Genomic DNA, 24,433 nt, shown 5'->3' on the forward strand with positions numbered 1-24,433 from the left:
TTCTTTTTATATAATTCCAAGTACATTTAGGAATACGATAATAATCGCAATTGGTGCAATATAGCGAAGTAAGAATAACCATAATACGAACAGTTTATAGCCTTTATTTTTACTTACACCAAGTTCTTTCATTAATACATCTTTCTTCATTTTTAAAGGGACAAAGATGGAAACTAATAAAACACCAAGTGGCATTAGTATGTTACTAACCGCATAGTCTGCTAAATCAAAAATTGTTTTCCCAAATGGTTTCACATCACTTAACAAACCGAATGATAAGGCTGATGGAACCCCTACAACAAAGATTAACAAGCCAACAATTAATGCCATTTTTTCACGTTTCCCTTTACTTTTACCTTTAGTTGTTAAAGACGCAACACTAATTTCTAACATCGAAATTGCTGATGTAATAGTAGCAAAGAAGAATAGTAATAAGAAAACAATGAAGAATAATTTCCCGAACGCCATTTTACTGAAAATAGCTGGCAGTACGATAAACAATAGCCCCGGCCCTTGAGATGGTTCCATTCCAAATGCGAATACAACTGGGAAAATCGCTAGCCCTGCAAGTAATGTAATAACAAGTGTTAAAGCTACGATAGAAAATGCTGAACGCGGTAAACTTTCTTCTTTCGGTAAGTATGAGCTATACGTTACCATAACGGCTACACCGACGGATAGCGAGAAGAACGATTGCCCCATTGCATATAAAATGATTTCTGATGTTACGTTTGAGAAATCAGGTTGTAAGAAGAATCGAACTCCTTCTCCAGCACCGTCTAACGTAAGTGCACGAACAATTAATACGAAGAATAAAACGAATAGCGCTGGCATGAAATATTTATTTACTTTTTCAACACCGTTTTGTACACCTTTACTTACGATGAAAATAGTAATAAGGATGAATAATAGCTGTGATCCAACTGCTAAATACGGATTGGAAATGATTTCACCAAACGTAGCTTCGTATGCTCCATTTCCTTCCCATAGTCTACCTGTAATTGCATTCCATAAGTATAATATAATCCATCCTCCTACAACACTGTAGAAAGAAAGTAATATGAAACATGTTACAATCCCTAACTTCCCTAACCATGGCCATAATGTTTTTGGTGCGATTTCTCTATATGCATCAACGGCCTCTTTTTGTGTACTTCTTCCGATAACGAACTCAGCTAATAATAGCGGTAAACCAATTAATAATGTGAAACCGATGAAAATAAGGAAGAACGCGCCGCCCCCTCCAATTCCGGCCATATACGGGAACTTCCAAATCGCCCCTAGACCAATTGCTGAACCTGCTGCAGCTAATACGAAACCTAATTTTGATGTCCATTGCTGTGAATTCATTTGTTAATCTCCTCTCTTTATCTTTTTCTGTTTTACAATCCGGTATTTATATTGTTCTATCCATACTCTTTTCTAATACGTTCACTTCCTCCCTAATAATAAAAAAAACGCCCCTACGTAAATACGTAGGGACGACAAAAATATCGCGGTACCACCCTAGTTATGAAGATAAACCAAAGTTAGGACCTAAATAAAAAACGTCCCTACGCAAATACGTAGGGACGATAAAATATCGCGGTACCACCCTAGTTATGAAGCCACACCAAAATTAGGACCTAAATAAAAAACGTCCCTACGTAAATACGTAGGGACGATAAATATCGCGGTACCACCCTAGTTGTGAAACAATCTTCACCACTTTATTTGATAACGGTATAAACTACCGTCTTTCATTTCCTCATAATGTGAGATTTATGAAAGATGCTCCAGGACGAACTTCATGAATAATCTATATACTGATTCACACCAACCATCAGCTCTCTGAAATAGGGAGATATTCACTACTATACCCTTTCATTGCCCAAATATTATTTTCCGAATTGATTACTATCATTTTTATCATACATTAAAAATAGTGTCAACTTATATTTTGAAATTTTATGCATTACATTCTATTTAAAAATTCAAAATATGACTTTTGTATGAATAGTATTAGAACATTTATGGTTTATACTGTATTAACTTCTCTAGCAGGTTTATAGTAGTATACGATAAATGCAAGACAGCACGAGTAGGAGGAAAGAATTTTGTCTACTTCAAAAGTTTTAAAAGGTACCGCTTTATTAAGTGGTGCAACAATGATTTCACGAATTTTAGGTTTTATATACTTTTTCCCCTTTCAATTATTAGTTGGAACGCAAGGGGTCGCTTTATATGGATACGCATACTCTTGGTACGGTATTTTATTAAGCTTTTCAACAGCTGGTATTCCTATTGCCGTCTCAAAATTTGTTGCAAAACATAATGCACTTGGTGATTATAGTACAAGTAAAAAATTGTATAACTCGAGCGTAAAGTTAATGATGTTTATGGGCTTTTTAGGATTTTTAACTTTATTTATTGGAGCACCGTACATATCACAATTTATTATTCGTTCGAAAACACCAGATCCACAATTTATCGCAGACGTAACACTTACAATGCGAGCATTAAGCTTCGCGCTTATTATCGTACCAGCTATGAGTGTTACACGTGGTTATTTCCAAGGTTTTCAACATATGAAACCAAGTGCTGTTTCTCAAGTCGTAGAACAAATCGCACGTGTCGTTTTCATTTTAGTTGGTAGTTTTATCGTCTCAAAACTATTAGGAGGTTCAGTAGCTTCTTCTGTTGCAGTTGCTACATTTGGTGCTGTTATCGGGGCACTTGCAAGCGTCTCTATTTTAATGATGTACTGGAAAAAATATAATGGATTAAAACCTCCTGAAGGTGAGCTGAAAACGAGATCATCAAACATTCCGTTAAGAAGTATTTATATGGAATTACTACGTTATGCAATTCCAATTGTATTTGTAGGCATTGCAATCCCGTTCTATACGTTAGTAGATCAATATACCGTAGCTGATGTCCTTAGAGCGATGGGAGAACCTTTAGAAACCGCGAATGCAGTTTTCGCTTATATAACGAACTATGCCCAAAAGTTAATTATGATTCCGGCTTCACTTGCAACTGGATTCTCATTAACAATTATTCCGGCTATAACGAAATCATTTACAAGCGGGAAGCTAGATGAATTACAAGGACAAATTTCAAAGATATTTCAAGTGTTGTTATTCTTCACTATCCCAGCCGCATTCGGTCTTGCTAGTATCGCTTACGATGCATTCCGCATGGTTTATGTAAATCCTGAAATTGCACTTGGTGGATCACAATATTTAATTTCATTTGCACCTTCTGCTGTATTAAGTGCAATTTTCACAGTTTCAGCCGCTATATTACAAGGAATTGATTATCAAAGAAAAACAATGATTGCATTCTCAGCCGGTATTCTCGTTAAAATTGTGGTGAACACACCGCTCTTACATTTATTCGGTGGACATGGTGCTGTACTTGGAACAATTCTTGGATATCTCGTTTCAAATATTATTATGTTGTACTGCATCGTTAAGTTTGCGAAATTTAAAATTGGCGAAACAGCAAAAACAGTATTTCTTATTACGATTTACTCCGCAGCAATGTCTGCTGTTGTGATCGTATTAAGAGCATTTATAAGCTGGATTATTCCTGGCCAATCTTATGTAGAATCACTGATTATTGTATTTATATGCGCATCAGCAGGAGGACTTGTTTATCTTTTATTCGTATTAACGAGTGGACTTGCTTCGCATATTCTCGGTGATAGGATTCGACGATTACCTGTATTAGGAAAGTTAGTAAAATAAAAAAACAAGAGATGTAACGCGTTGTTACATCTCTTGTTTTTTTACTTCGCATATTGAATGTGCTTTTGTTGTTCAGCAATATTTAATTCTGGAGCATATTGTTCTACTAAATGTAATACCTCTTCGATCAACACTTCTAACTCCTGTACACTATACTCTGGTTCCCCTATCAGCGTATCCGCCATACGCTCATATAGATTTTCAGGTTTAATATTCATACGCTCTACATTATAAGCCATCCATTTAAATGCAGGATGGTGCACGTACATTCTATTCAAACCGAATAAAACACCGAATAAATCCCTTTGTACTTCACAAATAACATCATAAAGCATAAGCCAGTCTTTTCGTTTTAAAAGCGCCTCTCGATTATGCCAACGATTGCTTAACCAAAGGTTTTCTGAAATCATCCTTTTCGCCAGTTCTTCTGGAAATGCTTCAACTCTAGCTTTTAGAGCATGTACTTTCACTTCTCCATAAAAACTCACACCATCATGAACCGATGATACAATACATTGTTTCTCATAATTTATATCATGCTGCTCTATAACTTCTGAAATAACCTTTTCTACTGTCACTGTTAAAAAATTACTAATCTCTAGTTTAATTCCTTCTTTCGTCAAATATGTTTCCGACCATTCTTCTTCCTCGTAAGGATGATATGACAAAATCGTTCCACCAATATTGTTAATAGGTCCTTGACGATCCTCATCCTCTGGCGGTGCTGACCATAAAATATGTAATTCAATATCTGAATGTTCATCTTCTAACTTTCTAGCTACAGATCCTGCTAAAATAATAGCTTCGACTTTCGGGTTTTGCCTATAAATCTCCGACATTTTTATCGCTTTCTCTTTTAATCCCATTTCATTTCCCCCTAAAACTGCAGTACTCCCCTTACTTTTCATTTATCTATTTCAATATTCCGCATTACATTACCTTTTCAAATTCCTACTAAATTATATTTCTACCCAATAACGCTGAACAATTTCGCCAGTATGAGTAGAAACTACTTCATTTTCTAACACACCGCCAACCTTTTGAATCGTTTTAGCAGAACCAATATTTGCTTTATCACAAGTTATTAACACTTTCTTCAATCCTAATTTTTGCGCCTCAGCCAATGAAAGTTGCAGTTGCTTCGTAGCGTAACCTTGGCGACGCTTATGCGGATGGACACTATAACCAATATGACCACTTTCCAGCAATAATTCTGGATTTAACCGATGTCGAATATTCACAAAACCTATTAATTTTCCTTTCTCCAAACTTAAAAACTGACTAGACGGCACTCGATTAAATGGTAAGTTTTCGCCGGCTTCTTGTATACTCACTTTTTCAAACCATTCATCAAGAGAATCAAAATTTTGGATAGAACAACTACCGTGCGGTTGTTCTCCTGAATTTAAAAATGCCTGCCGATACTCCATAATTTGTTCGCTATATTCATATGTTGGTTTCAATAGTTTCATTGTCATTCTCTCCATTCACCCATTCTCTATTTTTCTAAAAGAAACACCTTAATAGCGGATTTTCATCCTACTACTAAGGTGCTTCTATCACTTTTATTCAAATAGCCCCATACTTAAATAACGTTCCCCTGTATCCGGTGCAATACATAAAACTTTTTTACCAGCACCTAGACGCTTCGCTATCATAATTGCGGCGTAAACAGAAGCTCCTGAAGATGGCCCTACTAGTAATCCTTCTTGTCTTGCTAAGTTTCTCATTGTAGTTAATGCTTCTTCATCCGCAATTTGAATAATTTCGTTATACACTTCTGTATTTAAGTTTTTTGGAATAAAACCAGGACTTGTTCCTACTAGTTTATGAGGGCCTGGAACACCACCAGATAACACTGGTGATCCTTTCGGTTCTACTACTGCAATATATAAGTTTGGTAGTTTCTCTTTTAATGTTTCACCGGTCCCTGTAATTGTTCCACCTGTTCCTGCGGTTGCTACAAGTGCATCAAGCTCTCCATCCATTTGTTCATAAATTTCAAGTGCAGTCGTATAACGATGAATATTCGGATTTGCTGGGTTTTCAAATTGCTGCGGAATAAAACTATTTGGAATTTCTTTTTGTAACTCTACCGCCTTCGCAATTGCTCCTGGCATTCTTTGTTCTGCTGGTGTTAAAACTACTTCTGCGCCGTATGCTTTCAATAAATTAATACGCTCTTTGGACATATTATCTGGCATAATTAAAATAGCTTTATATCCTTTAGCAGCTGCATTCATCGCTAAGCCAATTCCTGTATTTCCACTTGTCGGTTCAATAATTGTATCACCTGGCTTAATGAGACCGTGTTCCTCGGCAATATGAATTAAGTTATAGGCAGCACGATCTTTCACACTGCGTGACGGATTAAACATTTCCAGTTTTACATACACATCCGCTGCGTCCTCTGGAATAAATTTAGATAATCGGACAATAGGTGTATCTCCTATTAATTCTGTAACGTTTTCACATAATTTCATAGCGCATCCCCTATTCTATCGTTTTCTTATCATTTGGCAGTAACAATGAAGTAAGTCCAATTAATGGTAGACCACTACATAATAGCATAATAAATTGAAGACTATACATATCAGCTAATTTCCCAAGGACTACAGCACCTAATGCTCCAAGACCAAACGCAAGACCGACAATTAATCCTGACACCATTCCAACTTTCCCTGGAACAAGTTCTTGTGCATATACAACGATTACACTAAAACTACTAGAGCTAATAAATCCAATGCATAAAAATAACGGTACAACCCACATAAGAGAAACGTGAGGTAACAATAGTGCAAGCGGCGCTGAACCGAGCATCGAAAAGACAATAATCTTTTTCTTACCGAATCGATCCGCTAGCGGACCACCAAAGAAAGTACCTAATACACCAGCAATCATAAAAGCGAAGACGAAATACTGTGCATTTTTTATAGATAAACCGTAATGCTCTATTAAATAAAATTGATAAAAATTCCCGATACCAGCACCGTACCAAGAACGTACGAATGTTAGAAAAACAAGAAGTATAATAACAAATTTAATGTGCGTACTTACAATCGCATTTTCAGCCTCAAGTGCAGCCCTCTTTTTCCTTCTTACAGCACCAGTGGCTAATTCATTTTTATACCAATTTGATACGAAAATTAGTAATACAATTCCAACTGCTGCAAAGGCTGTAAAACCTAAAGAACCAATTTGACCGAGCGGAACGAAAATTAATGCTGTAAAAATAGGTGCTAGAGAATTCCCTGTATTTCCCCCCACTTGATAAATCGCTTGTGCTAAACCTCGTTTTGCACCGGCTGCCATGTAAGCAACACGAGCGCCCTCCGGATGAAAGACCGCGGAACCTAATCCAATAAATAAAACAGAAATAATAACAACTATAAAGTTCGGTGCAAATGCGAGTCCAATCATCCCAAGCATACTCGAAAACATACCTAGCGGTAATAAAAATGGTGACGGCTTCTTATCTGAATACATCCCAAAAACCGGCTGCATAATCGATGACGTCATATTTAACGCAAACGCAATCCACCCTACTTGCATATAGGATAAATTCATCGTTTTTTCCAAAATAGGAAACAACGCTGGCACAACTGCTTGCATCGAATCATTCAAAAAATGTCCGAAACTAATCGCAAATAATATTCGATATATTGTCGGTGTTTCTACTGTATTTTTTTGTGAAACTGCCTGCATATGTGTATTTCCCCTTCCTGTACAAAATATATATTTATTACAGTTAGTGTAATAAATTTAGACTTTAATCAGAATAAATTCTGAGTTTTGAAACATTTCTATTCTATACTGGTTTCATTTCTTTTTCCAGAAATTCAACTTCTAAAAAATATATTTTTTCTATGTGCTTTGTCGGATTTATTTATATGAACTCTTTGTATTTTCTTTTATACTAAGGCAGGATGAAAGGAAGGCTTGCAACTATGAAGAAAAAGACGATCCTAAAACATATTAGGATCGCCTTTTTTTATTAAATAGAAAAACGCTTATATTTCTCATAATCACTCGTCTTACATTCTAGTGCCATTTTCGTACCTTCGTTTTCATAACTCGTAGATAAAACGTGTGCATGATTGTTGAAATACGAAACTACCTGCCCTTGATCATACGGAATTAACATTTCACACTTCGTATACTCTTTATAAATGTGTGAACGAACTACTTCTACAAGCTCTTCAATTCCAACATGTTTCTTCGCAGATAGATAAACGCGATCTTCTTGCACTTTCGGAATTTCAACATCTACCAAATCTGATTTGTTGTATGCATAAATCGTCGGGATATTTTCCACGCCAATTTTCTTTAACGTTTCATTTGTAATATCAATTAATTGCTCATAATTGGGATTTGAGTAATCTACAACATGAATAAGTAAATCTGCTTCCGCCACTTCCTCTAGAGTTGAACGGAATGCTTTCACAAGATGATGCGGTAATTTACTTACAAATCCAACAGTATCCGTTAATAAAAATGATTTATTATCCGGCAAATCAATATTTCGTACAGATGTCTCTAACGTCGCAAATAACATATCTTTTTCAAATACTTGTTTCTCTACAGTACCATTAAAAATTTCAAGCATTGTATTCATTATCGTTGATTTACCTGCATTCGTATATCCTACTAACGACACAACTGGAATTTCATTTTTCTTACGTTGTTTACGCTGCGTTTGGCGCTGTGCAACAAGTGCTTCTAATTCTTTATTTAGAGCCGCAATTTGTTCTTCAATTTTACGACGATCTAATTCTAACTTCTTCTCACCGACACCTTTATTTTTCGTGCCAACTCCCCCGCTTTGTCTTCCTAAAGATTCACGAAGACCGATTAAACGAGGCATCATGTACTGAAGATGGGCCACTTCTACTTGCAACTGCGCTTCTTTCGTTTTCGCACGTTGCGCAAAGATATCTAAAATTAAAATGGTACGATCAATTACTTTACAATCTAAATCCTCTTCTAAATTCCGAATTTGTGAAGGAGATAATTCGTCATTAAAGATGACCATATTTGCATCTGCTTCTTTCACATACGCTGCTACTTCTTCAATCTTCCCTTTTCCAATATAATGCGACGGATTTACTCGTTGTAAATTTTGCGTCACTTGACCGATTACTTCCACATCACAAGCTTCCGTAAGATTTGCTAACTCTTCCATCGAATATGCAAAATCAGCTTCCTTACCTAAATTTACTCCAACTAATATTGCTCTTTGTAATAATTCTTCCATATATTTATTCCTCCATTTCGATTACGCAAAATAAAAAACACAGGTCACTGCCTGTGTTTTCGTAAACGGATAAGGGTTCACCAAAGAAATAGAAGAAAGCAGTGCTTTCGTCCTATACATGGTCAAAAAGTCCCAAGATAGTATACGTATCCAACAAGTGTTCACCTATACTATCCCATTCTATTTATAAAGGCAAAACAAAAAGAGGGCGTATTCGTCCCTCCCTCTTTTTCACATATAAGCTTAATAAAGGGTTCCTTTAAAATAGGCAGACCAATCCCGTTCACTCTGTACACAGACAGAGCCTTTGAGCGCTATTCAATTATCGGCACAAAGTATTGAGACGTAATCTGATTAAGATCAAAGGAAGCCCCTCCGTTCATTTTAAGTTACATAAAGTGTAGCATAAGTAATTCGCTTTCACAAGATTAAACCACTTATAGAAACAGAAAGAAAATCTTTATATTTTTACTTTAATCGTCATTTTTTGCGAGTTCTTCTCACAATAAAAATAACAACAGCAATTATCAATAACACACCTATAGAAATGATAACAAGCTGTCCCCATCTAAAACCGTTAACCATATCCCCTTTTAAATTCACTTTCTTCGTTGGAACATACTCTTTTGCAATATGACTTAAAGCCGTTTTCTCTACATTCGCCTCATCTAACCTTTTCGTACCACTGCAGCTATGTGTGTATAATTGTTTTTCTGATCCTCTTTGAGAAGAAAAAACTAAATACTCTCCTCCATCTATGAAGTGAAAGGCACAATCACCGCCATTTGTATATACGATAATTTGCGAAGAACTTGTCCCTTTCCAAATATTCTTCACTTCAAATAAAACTTTAGTTCCAATCCCTTCTTTCCTTCCAACCTCAATTACTTTCCCCTCAAACACCACATCATTTTTTTGAAATGCATCCTCTGGAGATTTTTTAATACAGTCACAAGCATAAGATTTATCTGGAAAAACAATAAGAATAAAGCTACAAATAATGACAACAGGCAACATGCGCAAAATTATTTTCAAGGAGCCCCACTCCCTTCATTATCAATTTCAAAAGCTTCTTGTATATTATTTTTACGCTACTCGCCAAATTCCTCCAGAGTAAATTAAACATTATCGTTTCCATACAATAAAAGTCTTTATTGACATTTTTATAACCTGATATTAGTATCAGGTTATAAAATAAAAATTAGGAGATGTCCCTATGAATTCTAAATCTCGTATTACCGCAATTGGTACTTATGTTCCAAATCAAGTATTGTCTAATAACGATTTAGAAAAGATGGTCCATACGAATGATGAATGGATTGTACAAAGAACAGGCATGAAAGAAAGAAGAATTGCTAACGAAGACGAATACTCCTCACACTTAGCCATTAAAGCCATCGAAAATTTATGTACAACATATAAGAAAAACTTTGAAGATATTGACTGTATCATCGTCGCTACAACTACTGCTGATTATGTTTTTCCTAGTGTCGCTTGCCAAATACAACAATACTTCAACATACCTCATACACTAGCTTTTGATTTAAATGCAACTTGCGCTGGTTTCACATACGGACTGCATGTCGGTAATAGCTTAATCACTTCTGGATCACATCAAAAAGTACTCGTCATAGCGACAGAGACATTATCTAAAGTTACTGATTACACCGATAGAACGACCTGTATTTTGTTCGGTGATGGCGCTGGAGCTATTTTATTAGAAAGAGATGAAAACAAACCAAGCTTTATCGCTGCTCACATGGGAACAAACGGTGACGGTGGCATTCATCTATACAGAACAAACTTATCTACTACTATGAATGGCACACCACTACAAACAAGTGAAAAAATCGTTCAAAATGGAAGAGAAGTATATAAATGGGCTGTACGAACAGTACCATACGGCATAAAAGAACTATTACATACTGCAAATTTGCAAATAGATGATATAGACTGGTTCATACCACATAGTGCTAACTTAAGAATGATTGAATCTATTTGCGAAAAATCAAAAATATCTATTCAAAAAACATTAACGAGTGTGGAAGATATGGGGAATACATCTTCCGTCTCTATTCCACTCGCTTTAGATTTAGCTAGAAAAGAAGGAAGATTAAATAACGGAGACACACTTTTACTATACGGATTTGGCGGTGGACTTACGCATTTAGGGCTTATTGTGGAGTGGGATTTAAGTTAAACGAATTAAAAAGAGGTTCTAGGAAATAACTAGAACCTCTTTTTAATTTCATGAATTTTTTTTACCTAACCGAGACCACATCACAACAGGAATTAGCAATAATGCTAACAATCCTCCCGCTAATGATAATGCCGCATAACTGGAATTAGCTACTACCATTCCTGACATCGCTCCACCTGAAGCTCCGGCTAACGCAATAAAAACATCTATTTTCCCTTGTGTTTTAGCACGTGTAGAAGGAGTTGTGGAGTCAACGATTTGTGCTGTACCACTAATCAATCCGAGATTCCATCCTAATCCAAGTAAAGAAAGAGCAACAATTAATAATAGTAAAGAATCACTCGGTGCTATCGCAGCTATGACACCCGCTGCAAGTAAAATCACCCCACCAGCTATACTCATCTTAGTACGGCCAATTTTATCAATTAACATTCCTGTAACAAGTGATGGAAGGTACATTGCACCTACATGAAAACCAATCACGAGACCTACTGCACTTAAACCATGACCGTGGTGTCCCATGTGAACTGGAGTCATCGTCATAATCGCAACCATCACTATTTGAGTAAGTATCATTACGACTGCTCCAACAGTAACACCACGTTTATTTTCTATCATTTCTTCTGTTACTGGTTGCCCTTTATATGTATGTTCTTGTTTATATGTTTCTATTATGTTAGCAATAATTAACGGATCTGGACGAAGCATAACAAATAGAACAAGACCCGCAAGTATAAATGCCGCTGCTGATAATATGAACGGACCAGCAAGGTTAGGAATTCCAATTGAATCAGCAAAATCCCCCATTACACCTACTAAATTCGGACCAGCTACCGCACCAAAAGTCGTCATAACCATCGTAATACTAATAGCAGTTGCTCGCTGCTTCTTATCTGCTAAATCGGTACCAGCATAACGAGCTTGTAGATTCGTCGCTGTACCTGCACCGTATATGAGTAAAGAAACTAGTAAAAGAATAATACTATTTGTTAACGCAGCCAATACAACTCCAATAGCTCCTAGTCCCCCTACTATAAACCCTGTTGCAAGTCCTATTCGGCGACCATATTTTTGCGATAACTTCCCAACAAAGAAAGCCGCTATTGCAGATCCCATTGTAAACATAGCAGCCGGTAATCCTGCATACGCATCCGTCCCAAGCATTTGCTGTGCAAGAAGTGCACCTACTGTAATTCCAGCAGCTAATCCCGCTCCGCCAAACATTTGTGAAATACTTACGATTATTAACGTTCGTTTATATAATTTTTGTTGCTCTTCTTCTGTATACATATGATTACTTATTGAAGCATCCGCCTTATCTAGCATTTTCTCACCCACTTAATAAAATTCATTACTCTTGTTAATGTACTATGTTTAACGTTACATATTCAATGTCATTTTTCATCCGTCGCTTTAATTATTAAAAAATCTCTAACTCTACTATACTTTACTTATCTCATGCTATATTAAAAATACTACTATTCACAATATACAAAGAGAAAACAATGAAAAAAACACTAGAATTATGCGAAGCTTGCAAACATAATCCAGTACAGCAAATAGAAGAATCTGATGAAGCAAATCAACCTTATAAATTATGTAGCCAATGTCATGAACGTCTTATCTCGTTATCTTTACATCCAAATGAATGGTACAATCTTGCAATCATTCATTCACCTTATAAGTATTATTTGCACGACGATTTTTATGAAGGAGATGGTGAGGCGACGCAACCAGAATTAGAGATGGATGAGCACAAACTTTAAAAACTTACTTGATTACACAATGACTCGATGGTTTCTTCAAGAAGAAATTGAAGCTCTTAATATGTACGATAAAAGCGAAATATTAGATGCTGTTATGAACCGCTTTTCTAACACGATAAATGGCGTAATTAAAACTCGATTACTCGAGATTGTTATATGTGTATTAGGAGAAAATGCCTCTGATTGGATAAGAAAACTGTGGAAGGAATTTGATGAAGATTTAATTGCACCTCTTTCACACGTTGCCGCTTACTGTTTACCATTTGAAGAAGCATTTCCTTTAGTAATAGAAAAGCTAAAATCAGTATTAGAGAGGGAGCTTCCGACCACATCCTTCATTTGTTTACATTCTTTTCAATCCTCAGCAACATTAGATTGGATAGAGGAAAACGCAGTATCATTTCATAGCGATTGGGGACGATTAGCTGCAGTATCACAACTAACTTGGACACGCATTAAATCTTGGCTAACAAAAGGACAACCATTAAGTTTAATAGCACTGAATACAATGATAAACTGTATCCCTTCAAATGAAGATATAATACATGAAATGAATCCCACAATTTTATTAACAGATCCGTCAGAAATAGAGTCTATTTTAATAGCATACAAAGAAAAAGACAGTGTTTCTAATGTTAAAACAAGTATTGAAACTATTTTAGAAAACAAAACGGTAATATTTCAATATGCGAATCCTTTACAAATATCTATCAAGAAGAAACCAAAAGACTTTTTAGTTATGGATGGCACCGTACAAATTCATGAAAACAGACTGGATGAATACGTAGAATTCATTAATACAAACAACTATACCCAAGTTTACATTAATGACCTTAGGTATAGTATGGAGCACCTTGATTTTCTAGAACGCTGTCCGCAAATCGAAGCGCTACAAATTAATAGTACCTATATTACCGATTATTCAGCTTTATATAAATTAAAAAACTTAAACTCTTTATCACTAGAAGAACCACAAGTCCCTTTAAACTTAACAGCACTAGAAAGCTTTAAAAATATAGAGGAGCTTTACATACAGTGGAATAAAAACATTACAGGGTTCAAATCTTGTTCTAATTTAAAAGAACTATACATTTGGAAATACAAACCGAAACAAAAAAACCTTGAAGAATTAATGTCTTTACAAAACCTTGAAAAACTAAGAATTACACAAGGGAACATTAACTCATTAAAAGGATGTAGAGCATTTCCCAAATTAAAACATTTAGAAATCAATTATGTAAGAACTTTAGAACATATTGATGAAATTGAAAACAATGCTTCAACTTTAAAATACGTCGAATTCGATCATTGCAGTAAAATTAAAAATCACGACTATTTGCGTTATTTAACAGAGTTAGAAACGCTCATTCTATCAAGTTGTGGTAACATACAAAATCTACAATTCATTAAAGAACTACCAAAGTTAAAACATTTAAGCTTCGTGGATTCTAAAGTTGTAGATGGTAATTTAGAACCTTGCATCGGCATGGATTTTGTTGGTTTTAATAATAAGAGGCATTACAGTCATAAGTTTAACGAATTAAACCCAGATTTTTCATACTAGCGTAAAGAAAAACAGGCTGCTATTAGCCTGTTTTTCTTTACACTTCCTCTACCACTCTTTCCCTTCTCTTTTTACTCAAAGCCTTGCCTTCCCAAAATAACAAACTTACTAAAGCACAAATTAAAATAACTGGAACACTCGCTTTATATAAATCAGTAAAACTCATAGCCATCTTATTTTTGGCATACCGACTTACATCTTTTGAAAATGCAAGTACTTCTTTCTTTATACTCTCCTCTTGTTTTTCAACTTCTTTTGTTACTTGATTCGTAATTTCTTCTCTTTTTATATCTCTATATTCTACTGGAACGCCACTTAATACTTCATCCACTTTTTGGTGAATTAGTTCGTCTTTTTTCTCTTTACTTAATCCCACCAATGTTTCATTTTGTTTCTTTTCTACATTTGTTTCTATACTTTGTTTCTCTATTTTTTCTTTTGTTACCTGTAATATCTCAGCTTGCTGAGCACTATTCACATGAATATTACGCACTTTTTCTTCTGCATAACGATATACATTCTCTTTATTTAAAGATAAGTTGTGAGTTAAATTAGATACAAATATTGCAACCGCTAATACAATCCCTACTTGCCGCAACATTGATACAACACTTTGAGAAGCAGTTAATAATTCTCCTTCAAACGAAGATGCACTTAAAACTGTAATTGGTCCCACTACTAAACCATATCCAACACCTAATATCATACACGGAATAATAATTTCTATATTTGTTGAATTGACGTCAATCATTTGCAACCAATAGTAGGATAGGCCCATAACAAGAAACCCTGACAAAATAATAGTTACTTTTCCAAGCTTTTTAATTAAAGTTGCTGCAACAGGTGAGATAAAAAATATCATCGCTGAAATAGGTGTCACTAGAAAAGCAGCTTCAATTTCTGTTCGGTGCTGTATTTTTGTCAAAAAAGTTGGAAGCAATACAGTAACGCCAATTAAGAATAAATTACTTAATATAACAACGATAGACGCTCCGACAAACATTCGATCTTTAAATAAATTTAAATTCACCATTGGATTATGAATCTTTCGTTCCACTAAAACAAATAGAATAAGAGAAATAGTGCTAATTGCATAACAAGACCAAGCGATATTACTTTGCCATCCCCACGTATTGCCTTTCACTAATACGAGAGTAAAAGAAAAAATCGCTAAACTACTTAATATGAGTCCAATCCAATCAATTTTTGAAATAATACATTCTTCATTTTTTACTTGTAACATAATACAGCATAAAATGATTCCAATAATACAAATCGGAACATTGACGAAGAACACCCATCTCCATCCTACATTTTGCGTAATAATTCCGCCTATTACCGGACCAAGTGCAGCTGACAATCCTTGCGTTACTCCTAAAATAGCAAGTGCAACATGCCTCTTTGCTAACGGCATAGCTGATACACCAATTACCATACTTGTCGGAAATAAAATTGCTGCTCCAACACTTTGTATAAAACGAGAAAAAATAAGGAAGTCACCTGTATTAGCAAAAGCACAAAGCACTGATCCACCACCAAAAATAATTAAACCGAGAATATACACCTTTGCTTTCCCAAAAATATCAGCTATCCGTCCTAGCGGTATTGCGAGTACTGCAATCGTCATTGTATAAACATTTAATACCCAAGACATCTTCTCTAATGAAGTATTTACACTCGATTGTATTGCTGGTAAAGCTATATTCATAATCGTTGTATCAATCATACAAAGAAAAATACCTAAGCACATTAAAAAGACAATCTTAATACCCTTTGACTGCTCCATGTTAATCTACCCCTTTATTTATTGTGAACGTGTTTTTTATTCTTCCGTTTTATTGTTTTCTTTTGCTTCTAATTGCTGTAACTTCCTCTTCAACATCTCTACTTGTGCACTATATGATGCAATACCTACATCGAGCGAAATTTCTTCAACGAAAGTAATACCTTCTCTCCATTTTTCATATTTCAAACGAAGATCCGCAATGTACGCTTCTTTCCTTTCAATTTCGTCTTCAATCCATTTTTTTATCGCCCTATCATCACTATAATTACCAAAATACATCCTCATTAAAAAATCTGAACGTAAAACGTCTTTCTCTACATCCGTTTGCATGTATCTATAAAACTCTTCACGCCCTTCATCTGTAATAAAGTACATTTTCTTATTCGGTTTCCCTTCTTGCATGACAATTTCTTTTTTAATTTTCCCCTCCTTTTCCAATTGTCGTAACGTTGGATAAATCATTCCAAAGCTTCCATCAAAAAAGTAAGTAAATACATCCTCAAACACAATTTTAATGTCATAACCAGACAATTCTTTTTCCATTAATAAACCTAAAACAACATCTCTTCCCTTCAAAATAAGACCCCCACACAGTATATAATCAATAATCATATTAACAATGTTAATATGATTATTGATTATATACTTTATTCTGTAAATTGTAAAATGTTTCTAACTAAAAAAGCTGTCTTGTAATTTGGTTTTACCAAATTACAAGACAGCTTCCCTTCATATTTCCTATACAAACCTTTTTACTATTTGACTCCTGCATCTTGCACAGATTCAATTTTCTTTTTCTTTCCTTCTTTTATTTCATTATAATAAGAAGGTAATTCTATATTATGCTCTAAGAAATAATCCTCAATTAATGAAATAATTACTTTCAATGTTTTCAAACGGGCGTATAATTTATCATTACTCGCGATAATATGCCATTTTGCATTCGGCTTATTTGTATTTTCAAACATGTCTTCTATTGCTTCGACATACTCATCCCATTTTTCACGATTTCGCCAGTCTTCATCTGTAATTTTCCACCTTTTAAGAGGGTTGTTCTCTCTTTCTGTAAATCTCTTTAACTGCTCATCTTTACTAATATGATAGAAAAACTTTCCTATTATGTAATGATCATCTGTTAATAGTTTTTCGAAATCATTAATTTCACCATACGCTCTCGTCCACTCTTCGTTTGTAGCAAAGCCTTCAACACGTTCAACTAATACACGCCCATACCATGAACGGTCGAATATAGTAATTTGCCCGTACTGAGGCAGTTTCCGCCAAAAACGTTGCAAATAATGATACCGTTTTTCATGAGGAGCAGGCGCTCCAATTGGATTTACTTGGAATCCACGCGGATCAAGATGTTCAGTCACTCGCTTAATTGCTCCGCCTTTACCTGCCGCATCCCAACCTTCCATAACGAGCATAACAGCTATGTTTTCTTCTTTTAAAATCTGCTGTAGTGCCAATAAGCGCATTTGATATTTTTCAAGTTTCTTATTGTACTTAGATTTTGATTCAATTCTTTTCGTTAAATCTACTTTAGCAAGATGCTCTTTTTCCATCAAACGAATCCCCCTTGTTATATGACAATGTTATTTTAACATATTTATTGGTAATATTTTCATATTAATATCTCTTTTAACTAATACTCGTACCCCTTCACCTATATCTATCTTTTATAAGTTGGACGCTACTTTATATTAATAAATTAATCCCCCTGATATGCTTTTTCGTATCCTTTAGCAAGCATTTATTATTAATCAAAAAAACAAAATAAGGAAACTATGCCGAAAAATCTCTACACAGTTTCCTTGTTTTTTTAAATGTGCGTGTGACATACTTGGGAAGATTAATAACGAAAAGATAGGAGCTCTATCGATTCACTTATACTACAAACGAATTACAGGCGGAATATCTCCTTCTCGTAAAAAGTAAGCAAACACTGTAAATCCAATAATTAATATTGAAAATAATGTTATTATAATTCCACCTGGTAGTGTTAGAAAAATAGTATTCAAGCTACCCTTCATAGAGAAAGCAATCGAGTATATTCCTAGCAGAAGACTGATTATAGCAATAGCCACATAAACCACTACCGCATACCATGGATTGAGTTCCAATAAAACAACAGAAATAAATATATACAAAAATAACAGTTGTAGAAACATGCTGCTTCCCATACTTACTAATTCTTTCAATATACCCTCCCCTAAACTACATGGTATATTATCTTAAAAAGAGAAGATAATAACAAATAAATCCTTTAAAGAATGGGAGCTCTCTAAAGATGAAACGAAAAATATTTTCTCTCTTTGCACTAATCTGCTTAGCACTACCAATACAAGCTAGTGCATACACATTTCAATCACTACCAATTGCGTCAAAGTCTAAACAGTGGTATATCGAAATTGACAAATCTCATAGCTCAAACAAACAAGCCGTGCAGCCAAAACAAGGTGTATATGATACGTATAGTTTACTCTTAAAAAATATTGGTAATGATGTTGCAAATGTATCGGTGGAAATACTTGATAACACACCTACATCTAAAGCTACCTTTAATCCTACTTCATCTAATAACAACGTTTCAAAAAGTCATACAAGCTTTGACTACATGGTATTCCCATTAGACTTTAATAGCCATAATTTTAAAGTTGTCATTACTTGGGAAGAAAAGAATTTCTCTTACAACGGTCATCCAGTACATGAGAGTAAAAAAATGAAGCAAACATTTGTGTTTAATGAAGAGTAAGCCCTAATTTGATTAGGGCTTACTCTTTATTTACAAAACCCGATTGAATTGCTTCTGTCACTTCTTTTGCAATATGTATTTTTGTAGCGTCTACACAGATTTTTTTGTCCCAAACATGTACGGAAGGCTCTTCATTAGACAAATGCTTAATTAAGATGAATCGATTATATGTCATTTTATTTTCTATAGGAGTAGCAATATACACCGTGAAATTCCTTGCTTCAAATACCTTTTCTCCCAAAACGTATTTACATCCCAACTCATGTACTACTAAATCATGTAGATTTTCTATAGTCATATACCATCCCCCCTTTTTGCCTACATAATCAATCGAACCGCCGAATACTTGGTACAGACAATGCCATTCCAATTGTTATGAGTACTAAAATAGCTAGCATTATAATTGTTATCTTTCCACCTATTACAGTAGCTAACCAGCCTACCATCACATACCCTAATGGTAATAAAGCAAATGAGCCTAACATATCAAGACTTGCCACTCTTCCAAAAGCTTCTTCTGGTACAAGCTCTTGTAAACTTGTTTCCCAAATAAGCCCAAATATCATAATACCGAATCCTTCAATTGCCATTAATCCAATTAAGGCGGGTGCCCAAGAAACGAAAGGCATAATTAATAACGCCATTCCACTAATTAAAACACCACCATACGCAAGTAATCCTCTCTTATGCCACCGCTGCCTCCCACCAAAAATTAGTGCTGCAATTACAGCTCCAGCACCAGAAGCAGCCATACACGTAAGCTTCAAAATGATGATGAACATTAAACAACCATGGAATTAATACAACGATAACGCCTGCATAACAAATATTAACGAAAGAAAAGACTAGAATGGTAATCCACAACCACGGATGACTTTTTAAAACTAAAATACCTTCCATAAACTCTTGTTTGTAATCGATCTTACTCTTTTCAATAGGTTTTACTTTTTTAAACTTAATTTCTTTTAAAAATAATAAACATAAAAATGATAACAAATACGTTACTGCATCCAAACCAAATCCTATTCCGGCGGATGCAACTGAAACGATCAATCCTCCAAGAGCCGGTCCAATTAGTCGTATTCCTTGATTACTCATTTGCGTTAATGCATTAGCTGCATTTCGAATTTCCGGTACAAATACTTTTGCTCTTACAGCTGAATACGCCGGCTGAAATATCCCTTCCATAAGTCCATATAACGCTACGAGTACATATAGAAGTGGAATTGTTAAAACGTCCATAAATATAAGTGTTGCAAATAAGAGCATTAATGTACAGCGAATTATATCTGTAAATAACATCAATTTCACCCGGTCAATTCGATCCACGACTAATCCAGCAAACGGTAACGCAAGAATATTAGGAAGCATGTATATTGCCATAGTCATTCCCATTACAACTGTTGAACCAGTTAATGAATACACAACGACTGGCAGAATAACCATCGTTATCGAACTACCTAAAGTCGAAAGTAATTGCCCAATCCATAAAAACTTAAAGTGCGGTGACACTTTAACTGGCAATAACAATTTACCGACATAACCTAAATTTTTCTCTGTTGGTATTTCCCCTTGCATATCTCTCTCCTCTTTTCAAATTAAGTTAATACTCAAAGAAAAACACAGAAGATTCAATCTTTAATAACTTTAATTATATATGAAACTGTTAAATTATTGGTAGAAATATAAAAAAGAAAATCATAATGAATCTACAAATATTACGTGTTGAATATAAATAAAAAAGGTGTTTTCATATATGAAAACACCTTTCCACTTTATAATTTTAAGTTCTTCTTCAATGTCCAATATTTTTCTGGAGCATTTTCAAGTGAGAATTCTACCCAGCCATTTGGATCTTCACGATATACGTTTACTTTTGTACCATTCTCTAATTTTCCAACTTCATTTTGTGTAACGTTTGGTACACTCTTAATTGGATTGTTAAACGGGAATGGAACTTGATAGTAAGATCCTACAGTTTGAACAGTAGCTTTCGCATCTTTTGCATAATCTTTATATGGAATTGTTTCGCCTAATGCCTCTACATTTAATGTATTAGGATTTTTCGGCAATCGTGTTACATTTTGATAATCTTTCTTATTAAAAGGTTTAATACGCTCCATAATATTAGCGATTTTTCCAGCCCATTCTTTATCGGTTGCATACTTAACATTCATATCAGGTAATGTGTAACCATTGAAATGAGGAGCACCCTTCTCTAAGTAGTTCTTTCTTACATAATCAGCATTGTACGAAATACTTTGCCCGTAAGACGGTAAATATTTTGCATTTGCAAATGGATCCCAATCAAATGCCTTTAGCCCAAATAAATTATGTTTACGATATGCAATTTCTGATTTTCCGTACCCAGATTCTAAGATCGCATGAGCTGCTAAATATAAAGCGTTCACACCATACTCATTTTGTGCTTTTATAAAATCTTGTCCAGTCCCAACAAGCGGGCTGTCTGAATGATACTTTCCAATGAAATTATCAATCTCTTGCGCTGTTATATTAGATGGTAATGTTACATCTAGATTAATATATGATGGTTGTTCAACCGGAATATCATTTTTCACTTGCATTGCTTTATATAAAAGTTGTGCATAACTTTCACGCGTTAATACACCTGATGGATCAAATCCGCCAAGCCCATTCCCTACCGATACACCATTGGATTGCAATGCACTAATTGCTTCTTTTGCCCACCAGTGTGTTGCATCTATATCGTTAAATGTATGTGGTGCTTTTACTTCTAATTTAAATGCTCTTTGCAAAATAACAGACATTTCAGCACGAGTTAATGATTCTTTCGGTCTAAACGTCCCTTTACCATCACCTACGAAAATCCCCATATCTGTTAATGCCAAAATTTCCTTTGGGAACATTGTCGTTCCTGCACTAATATCAGAGTATGGATTTTTATAATCGCTTTTTGCTTCTGGTTTTAATGCGCGATACATTAATGCTGCTACTTGCTCACGAGTCACAACATCTCCAAAGCCAAATTTACCATTATCGTACCCTGCAATAACCCCTTTTGACGTTAAATCAGTAATCGCTTCAAGTGACCAATGATTTTTCGGAACGTCTGGAAATTCTTTTGTAGATGCAAACGAAGTTGCTGGAGCCATCACTACTTGAAGTGCGACTGTCACTGCTAACACATTAGAAATAACTTTTTTCATAAATTTTTTAACACGTTATATATATGCTTGTCCCGTGTTAACTTGCCTCCCTTTATCGTATAATTTTCCCTATTAAACTAACAAACTCTTAATTAGTCAACAGTAAAAGTATACGTGATAAAAATAAACTAATCTAGCATTATTTTATTCATAATCAGCATAATACGATATATCTTTTTATTCCGATAAAAAATTACAGAAACTTACATAAAAAGCCCATCTCTATATAGACGATGGGCTTAGCAATCAACATTGTTATTTCGTTAAACGAGATTTTGAAACATCAAAACCCTTCCACTCATAATAATCTAAAATCCCCGCATAAATTGCCTCAGCAGCTATTTGTCTTCCAGATTCTGAGGCTAACTTCTCATAATCTGCGCTGTTATCTAAAAATGCTAGCTCCGTTAGTACTGCTGGCATCTCATTTTCTCTTAATACATAAAGATCTCCTTCTCTCACACCACGATCTCTTGTATCTAGAGCTTTAACTAATCTCTTTTGTATTTTATCGGCTAACATATAACTATCTTTTTCACGCTCATTTAATTCTTTCTTTTCAGACCCTTTATAATAAAAGGTTTCTGTTCCATATCCATCATGATTTTTAGAAGCATTTGCATGGATGCTTACAAAAACATCTCCATTATGTTCTTTCGCGAAATCCACACGATTTTTAAGGTCTTCACCTTGCTTTTCACCAAGACGAATATCTGTTTCACGCGTTAACATCACACGGAATGGAGTATTTTTCTCTAGTAAACTTTGTAATCTTTTAGATGTATCCAATACAATATCACTTTCATGTAACCCTTGTGTTGCTTTCCCAGGATCTGTTCCTCCATGACCTGGATCAATAATAATCATCTGTTCTACTAAAGGATTACCTACTTTAAGTGAATCAGCCTTTGCAATAAACTGCGCTGCTTCTGCTTTCGTTACAGTTTTATTAGGTAACCAAGCTGTTTTAGTTATACCTTGTGAAATATTTAATTCTACTAAAATGTTGGCTTTATCTTTTCCCCAACTATCATTTAAATCTGCAAATTTTGTTTGTAACGGTTGTTTTACTTTAGCATCTAATTTATATGCTTCAACAAGCATCGATGCCATTGAAACTCGGTCAATTTTCCCAGTTGGATCAAATACGCCTGGGCCTTTACCTTTAACGACGCCAGCTTTTTCTACAGCTGCGATGAATGGAGTATACCATTCGTTTTGAGAATCACCGAAAGATGGTTTAGCATTATTATCGATTGGTAAGTTTAAAATTCGAGCCATCATTGTAGCTGCTTCTGCACGAGTGATTTCTTTTCCAGGCTCGAACATTCCTTTATCATTACCTTTAACTGCACCTTTCTCTACTAAATAGTAAATAGAATCTTCTGCCCAGTGTTTAGCTGGGACATCTGGAAACGTTTTTGTTTGTGCAAAACTACTAGATGAATAAGATAATATACTGGCTGCAATTACTCCTGCTGCGATTATTCTATTTTTCATAGAATATATTCCCCTCTCAAGTACAAGTTTTTATATAACAGAGTAATTATAGTTCTGAAAATTAGTAATAGTCAATTGTATTTTGTATAATTTTGTCTTATTATTGTATTTTTTGGAACAAATAACTATAGTTAAACTATATGAAACTCATTTTATAAGAGGAGAGATTCGTATGAGTACGAATTGGAAAAGTATCGAACACCGCATTTATACAATGTGTATGATTCAGCATAATAATGAAGTATTACTAATACAACGGTCGGATCATCTAGGCTTCCCTGGTTACATCGCTCCGGGCGGAAAAGTAGATTTCCCAGAAAGTATCGTTCAAGCCGCTATAAGAGAAGTAAAAGAAGAAACTGGATTACTTGTTTCTAATTTAATCTTTAAAGGATTAGACGAATATGTAAATCCAAAAGAACAGGTTCGCTACATGGTTTTCAATTATTGGACAAATTCATTTGAAGGTAACCTTCTCCCTCACCCTCCAGAAGGAGCATTAGTATGGGTTCCAATTGACTCTGCGTTACAGCTTCCCATGCAAGAGTGGTTTAAAGAAAGATTCCCATTATTTTTTGAAAAAAGCACTTTCGAAATTCAACGTGTTTGGGATCGTGACTTAGATAAACAAGTTGCTATGACAATTACCCATACATAAAAAAGCTTGGAATCTCTCCAAGCTTCTC

19 protein-coding genes, 2 pseudogenes and 1 other annotated feature are annotated in these 24,433 nt (G+C 34.9%); of the genes and pseudogenes, 5 read left to right on the top strand and 16 right to left on the bottom strand.

The genetic code is table 11. From position 1 onward, the window contains the following. Window positions 1-6: 6 nt before the first annotated feature. On the bottom strand, window positions 7-1,350 hold the full coding sequence (locus JFU20_RS06040) for a sodium-dependent transporter (protein WP_002012165.1): 1,344 nt from the start codon (window positions 1,348-1,350) through the stop codon (window positions 7-9). 303 nt (window positions 1,351-1,653) lie between these two features. Then, window positions 1,654-1,876, bottom strand: a binding site (T-box leader). A 220-nt stretch (window positions 1,877-2,096) separates the two neighbouring features. Here JFU20_RS06040 and JFU20_RS06045 point away from each other — a divergent pair. After that, on the top strand, window positions 2,097-3,731 hold the full coding sequence (locus JFU20_RS06045) for a putative polysaccharide biosynthesis protein (RefSeq protein WP_201038454.1): 1,635 nt from the start codon (window positions 2,097-2,099) through the stop codon (window positions 3,729-3,731). A gap of 41 nt (window positions 3,732-3,772) precedes the next feature. Here JFU20_RS06045 and JFU20_RS06050 read toward each other — a convergent pair whose 3' ends face one another. The 6 genes from JFU20_RS06050 to JFU20_RS06075 all read right to left on the bottom strand — a co-directional run bounded on the left by JFU20_RS06050 (window position 3,773) and on the right by JFU20_RS06075 (window position 10,020). Then, the gene (locus JFU20_RS06050) at window positions 3,773-4,597 is read right to left on the bottom strand and encodes a DUF4037 domain-containing protein (RefSeq protein ID WP_201038455.1); all 825 of its coding nucleotides are present in this window, start codon (window positions 4,595-4,597) and stop codon (window positions 3,773-3,775) included. Window positions 4,598-4,690: 93 nt separating this feature from the next. Then, window positions 4,691-5,203 carry a GNAT family N-acetyltransferase gene (locus JFU20_RS06055; protein ID WP_305455150.1) on the bottom strand — a complete coding sequence of 171 codons (513 nt, stop codon included), beginning with the start codon at window positions 5,201-5,203 and terminating at the stop codon, window positions 4,691-4,693. A 93-nt stretch (window positions 5,204-5,296) separates the two neighbouring features. After that, window positions 5,297-6,214 (bottom strand): cysteine synthase A, encoded by a 918-nt coding sequence (gene cysK, locus JFU20_RS06060; RefSeq protein ID WP_201038457.1) that lies wholly within the window; start codon window positions 6,212-6,214, stop codon window positions 5,297-5,299. Window positions 6,215-6,224: 10 nt separating this feature from the next. Further along, window positions 6,225-7,436, bottom strand: a complete 1,212-nt coding sequence (locus tag JFU20_RS06065; RefSeq protein ID WP_002012170.1) for an MFS transporter — start codon at window positions 7,434-7,436, stop codon at window positions 6,225-6,227. Window positions 7,437-7,725: 289 nt separating this feature from the next. Next, window positions 7,726-8,985 (bottom strand): GTPase HflX, encoded by a 1,260-nt coding sequence (gene hflX, locus JFU20_RS06070; RefSeq protein ID WP_002012171.1) that lies wholly within the window; start codon window positions 8,983-8,985, stop codon window positions 7,726-7,728. Window positions 8,986-9,465: 480 nt separating this feature from the next. After that, on the bottom strand, window positions 9,466-10,020 hold the full coding sequence (locus tag JFU20_RS06075) for a hypothetical protein (RefSeq protein WP_002165983.1): 555 nt from the start codon (window positions 10,018-10,020) through the stop codon (window positions 9,466-9,468). Window positions 10,021-10,201: 181 nt separating this feature from the next. Here JFU20_RS06075 and JFU20_RS06080 point away from each other — a divergent pair, with 181 nt between their 5' ends. Further along, on the top strand, window positions 10,202-11,185 hold the full coding sequence (locus tag JFU20_RS06080) for a ketoacyl-ACP synthase III (RefSeq protein ID WP_201038458.1): 984 nt from the start codon (window positions 10,202-10,204) through the stop codon (window positions 11,183-11,185). 48 nt (window positions 11,186-11,233) lie between these two features. On the opposite strand, the gene JFU20_RS06085 is transcribed toward JFU20_RS06080, so the two are convergent. Then, a complete protein-coding gene (locus JFU20_RS06085; protein WP_201038459.1) occupies window positions 11,234-12,511 on the bottom strand; it encodes an MFS transporter in 1,278 nt (425 codons plus the stop codon). A 179-nt stretch (window positions 12,512-12,690) separates the two neighbouring features. Here JFU20_RS06085 and JFU20_RS06090 point away from each other — a divergent pair. Further along, window positions 12,691-14,515: pseudogene (locus JFU20_RS06090) on the top strand (leucine-rich repeat domain-containing protein). 37 nt (window positions 14,516-14,552) lie between these two features. Here the strand turns inward: JFU20_RS06090 and JFU20_RS06095 are convergent. The 4 genes from JFU20_RS06095 to JFU20_RS06110 all read right to left on the bottom strand — a co-directional run bounded on the left by JFU20_RS06095 (window position 14,553) and on the right by JFU20_RS06110 (window position 18,505). After that, window positions 14,553-16,301: an MFS transporter gene (locus JFU20_RS06095; RefSeq protein ID WP_201038460.1), complete on the bottom strand. Its 1,749-nt coding sequence runs from the start codon at window positions 16,299-16,301 to the stop codon at window positions 14,553-14,555. Window positions 16,302-16,337: 36 nt separating this feature from the next. Further along, window positions 16,338-16,877, bottom strand: a complete 540-nt coding sequence (locus JFU20_RS06100) for a PadR family transcriptional regulator (protein WP_201038461.1) — start codon at window positions 16,875-16,877, stop codon at window positions 16,338-16,340. Window positions 16,878-17,056: 179 nt separating this feature from the next. Then, window positions 17,057-17,869 carry a polyphosphate kinase 2 family protein gene (locus JFU20_RS06105; RefSeq protein WP_201038462.1) on the bottom strand — a complete coding sequence of 271 codons (813 nt, stop codon included), beginning with the start codon at window positions 17,867-17,869 and terminating at the stop codon, window positions 17,057-17,059. A 327-nt stretch (window positions 17,870-18,196) separates the two neighbouring features. Beyond that, window positions 18,197-18,505 carry an alpha/beta hydrolase gene (locus JFU20_RS06110; protein WP_201038463.1) on the bottom strand — a complete coding sequence of 103 codons (309 nt, stop codon included), beginning with the start codon at window positions 18,503-18,505 and terminating at the stop codon, window positions 18,197-18,199. An 89-nt stretch (window positions 18,506-18,594) separates the two neighbouring features. On the opposite strand from JFU20_RS06110, the gene JFU20_RS06115 reads away from it, so the two are divergent. Further along, on the top strand, window positions 18,595-19,059 hold the full coding sequence (locus tag JFU20_RS06115) for a hypothetical protein (protein WP_201038464.1): 465 nt from the start codon (window positions 18,595-18,597) through the stop codon (window positions 19,057-19,059). A gap of 19 nt (window positions 19,060-19,078) precedes the next feature. Here the strand turns inward: JFU20_RS06115 and JFU20_RS06120 are convergent, their stop codons facing one another. The 4 genes and pseudogenes from JFU20_RS06120 to JFU20_RS06135 form a co-directional block, all read right to left on the bottom strand. Beyond that, window positions 19,079-19,357 (bottom strand): hypothetical protein, encoded by a 279-nt coding sequence (locus tag JFU20_RS06120; protein WP_002135550.1) that lies wholly within the window; start codon window positions 19,355-19,357, stop codon window positions 19,079-19,081. Between the two features lie 28 nt (window positions 19,358-19,385). Further along, window positions 19,386-20,637, bottom strand: a pseudogene (locus JFU20_RS06125) (MFS transporter). 197 nt (window positions 20,638-20,834) lie between these two features. Next, the gene (locus JFU20_RS06130) at window positions 20,835-22,247 is read right to left on the bottom strand and encodes an S-layer homology domain-containing protein (protein WP_201038465.1); all 1,413 of its coding nucleotides are present in this window, start codon (window positions 22,245-22,247) and stop codon (window positions 20,835-20,837) included. A gap of 255 nt (window positions 22,248-22,502) precedes the next feature. After that, window positions 22,503-23,747, bottom strand: a complete 1,245-nt coding sequence (locus JFU20_RS06135; RefSeq protein ID WP_201038466.1) for an N-acetylmuramoyl-L-alanine amidase — start codon at window positions 23,745-23,747, stop codon at window positions 22,503-22,505. 172 nt (window positions 23,748-23,919) lie between these two features. Here JFU20_RS06135 and JFU20_RS06140 point away from each other — a divergent pair, with 172 nt between their 5' ends. Continuing rightward, window positions 23,920-24,405, top strand: coding sequence for an 8-oxo-dGTP diphosphatase (locus JFU20_RS06140; protein WP_201038467.1), 486 nt, complete (start codon window positions 23,920-23,922; stop codon window positions 24,403-24,405). Window positions 24,406-24,433 lie beyond the last annotated feature (28 nt).

It is taken from the genome of Bacillus sp. TH30 (assembly GCF_016650875.1).
Taxonomy (GTDB): domain Bacteria; phylum Bacillota; class Bacilli; order Bacillales; family Bacillaceae_G; genus Bacillus_A; species Bacillus_A mycoides.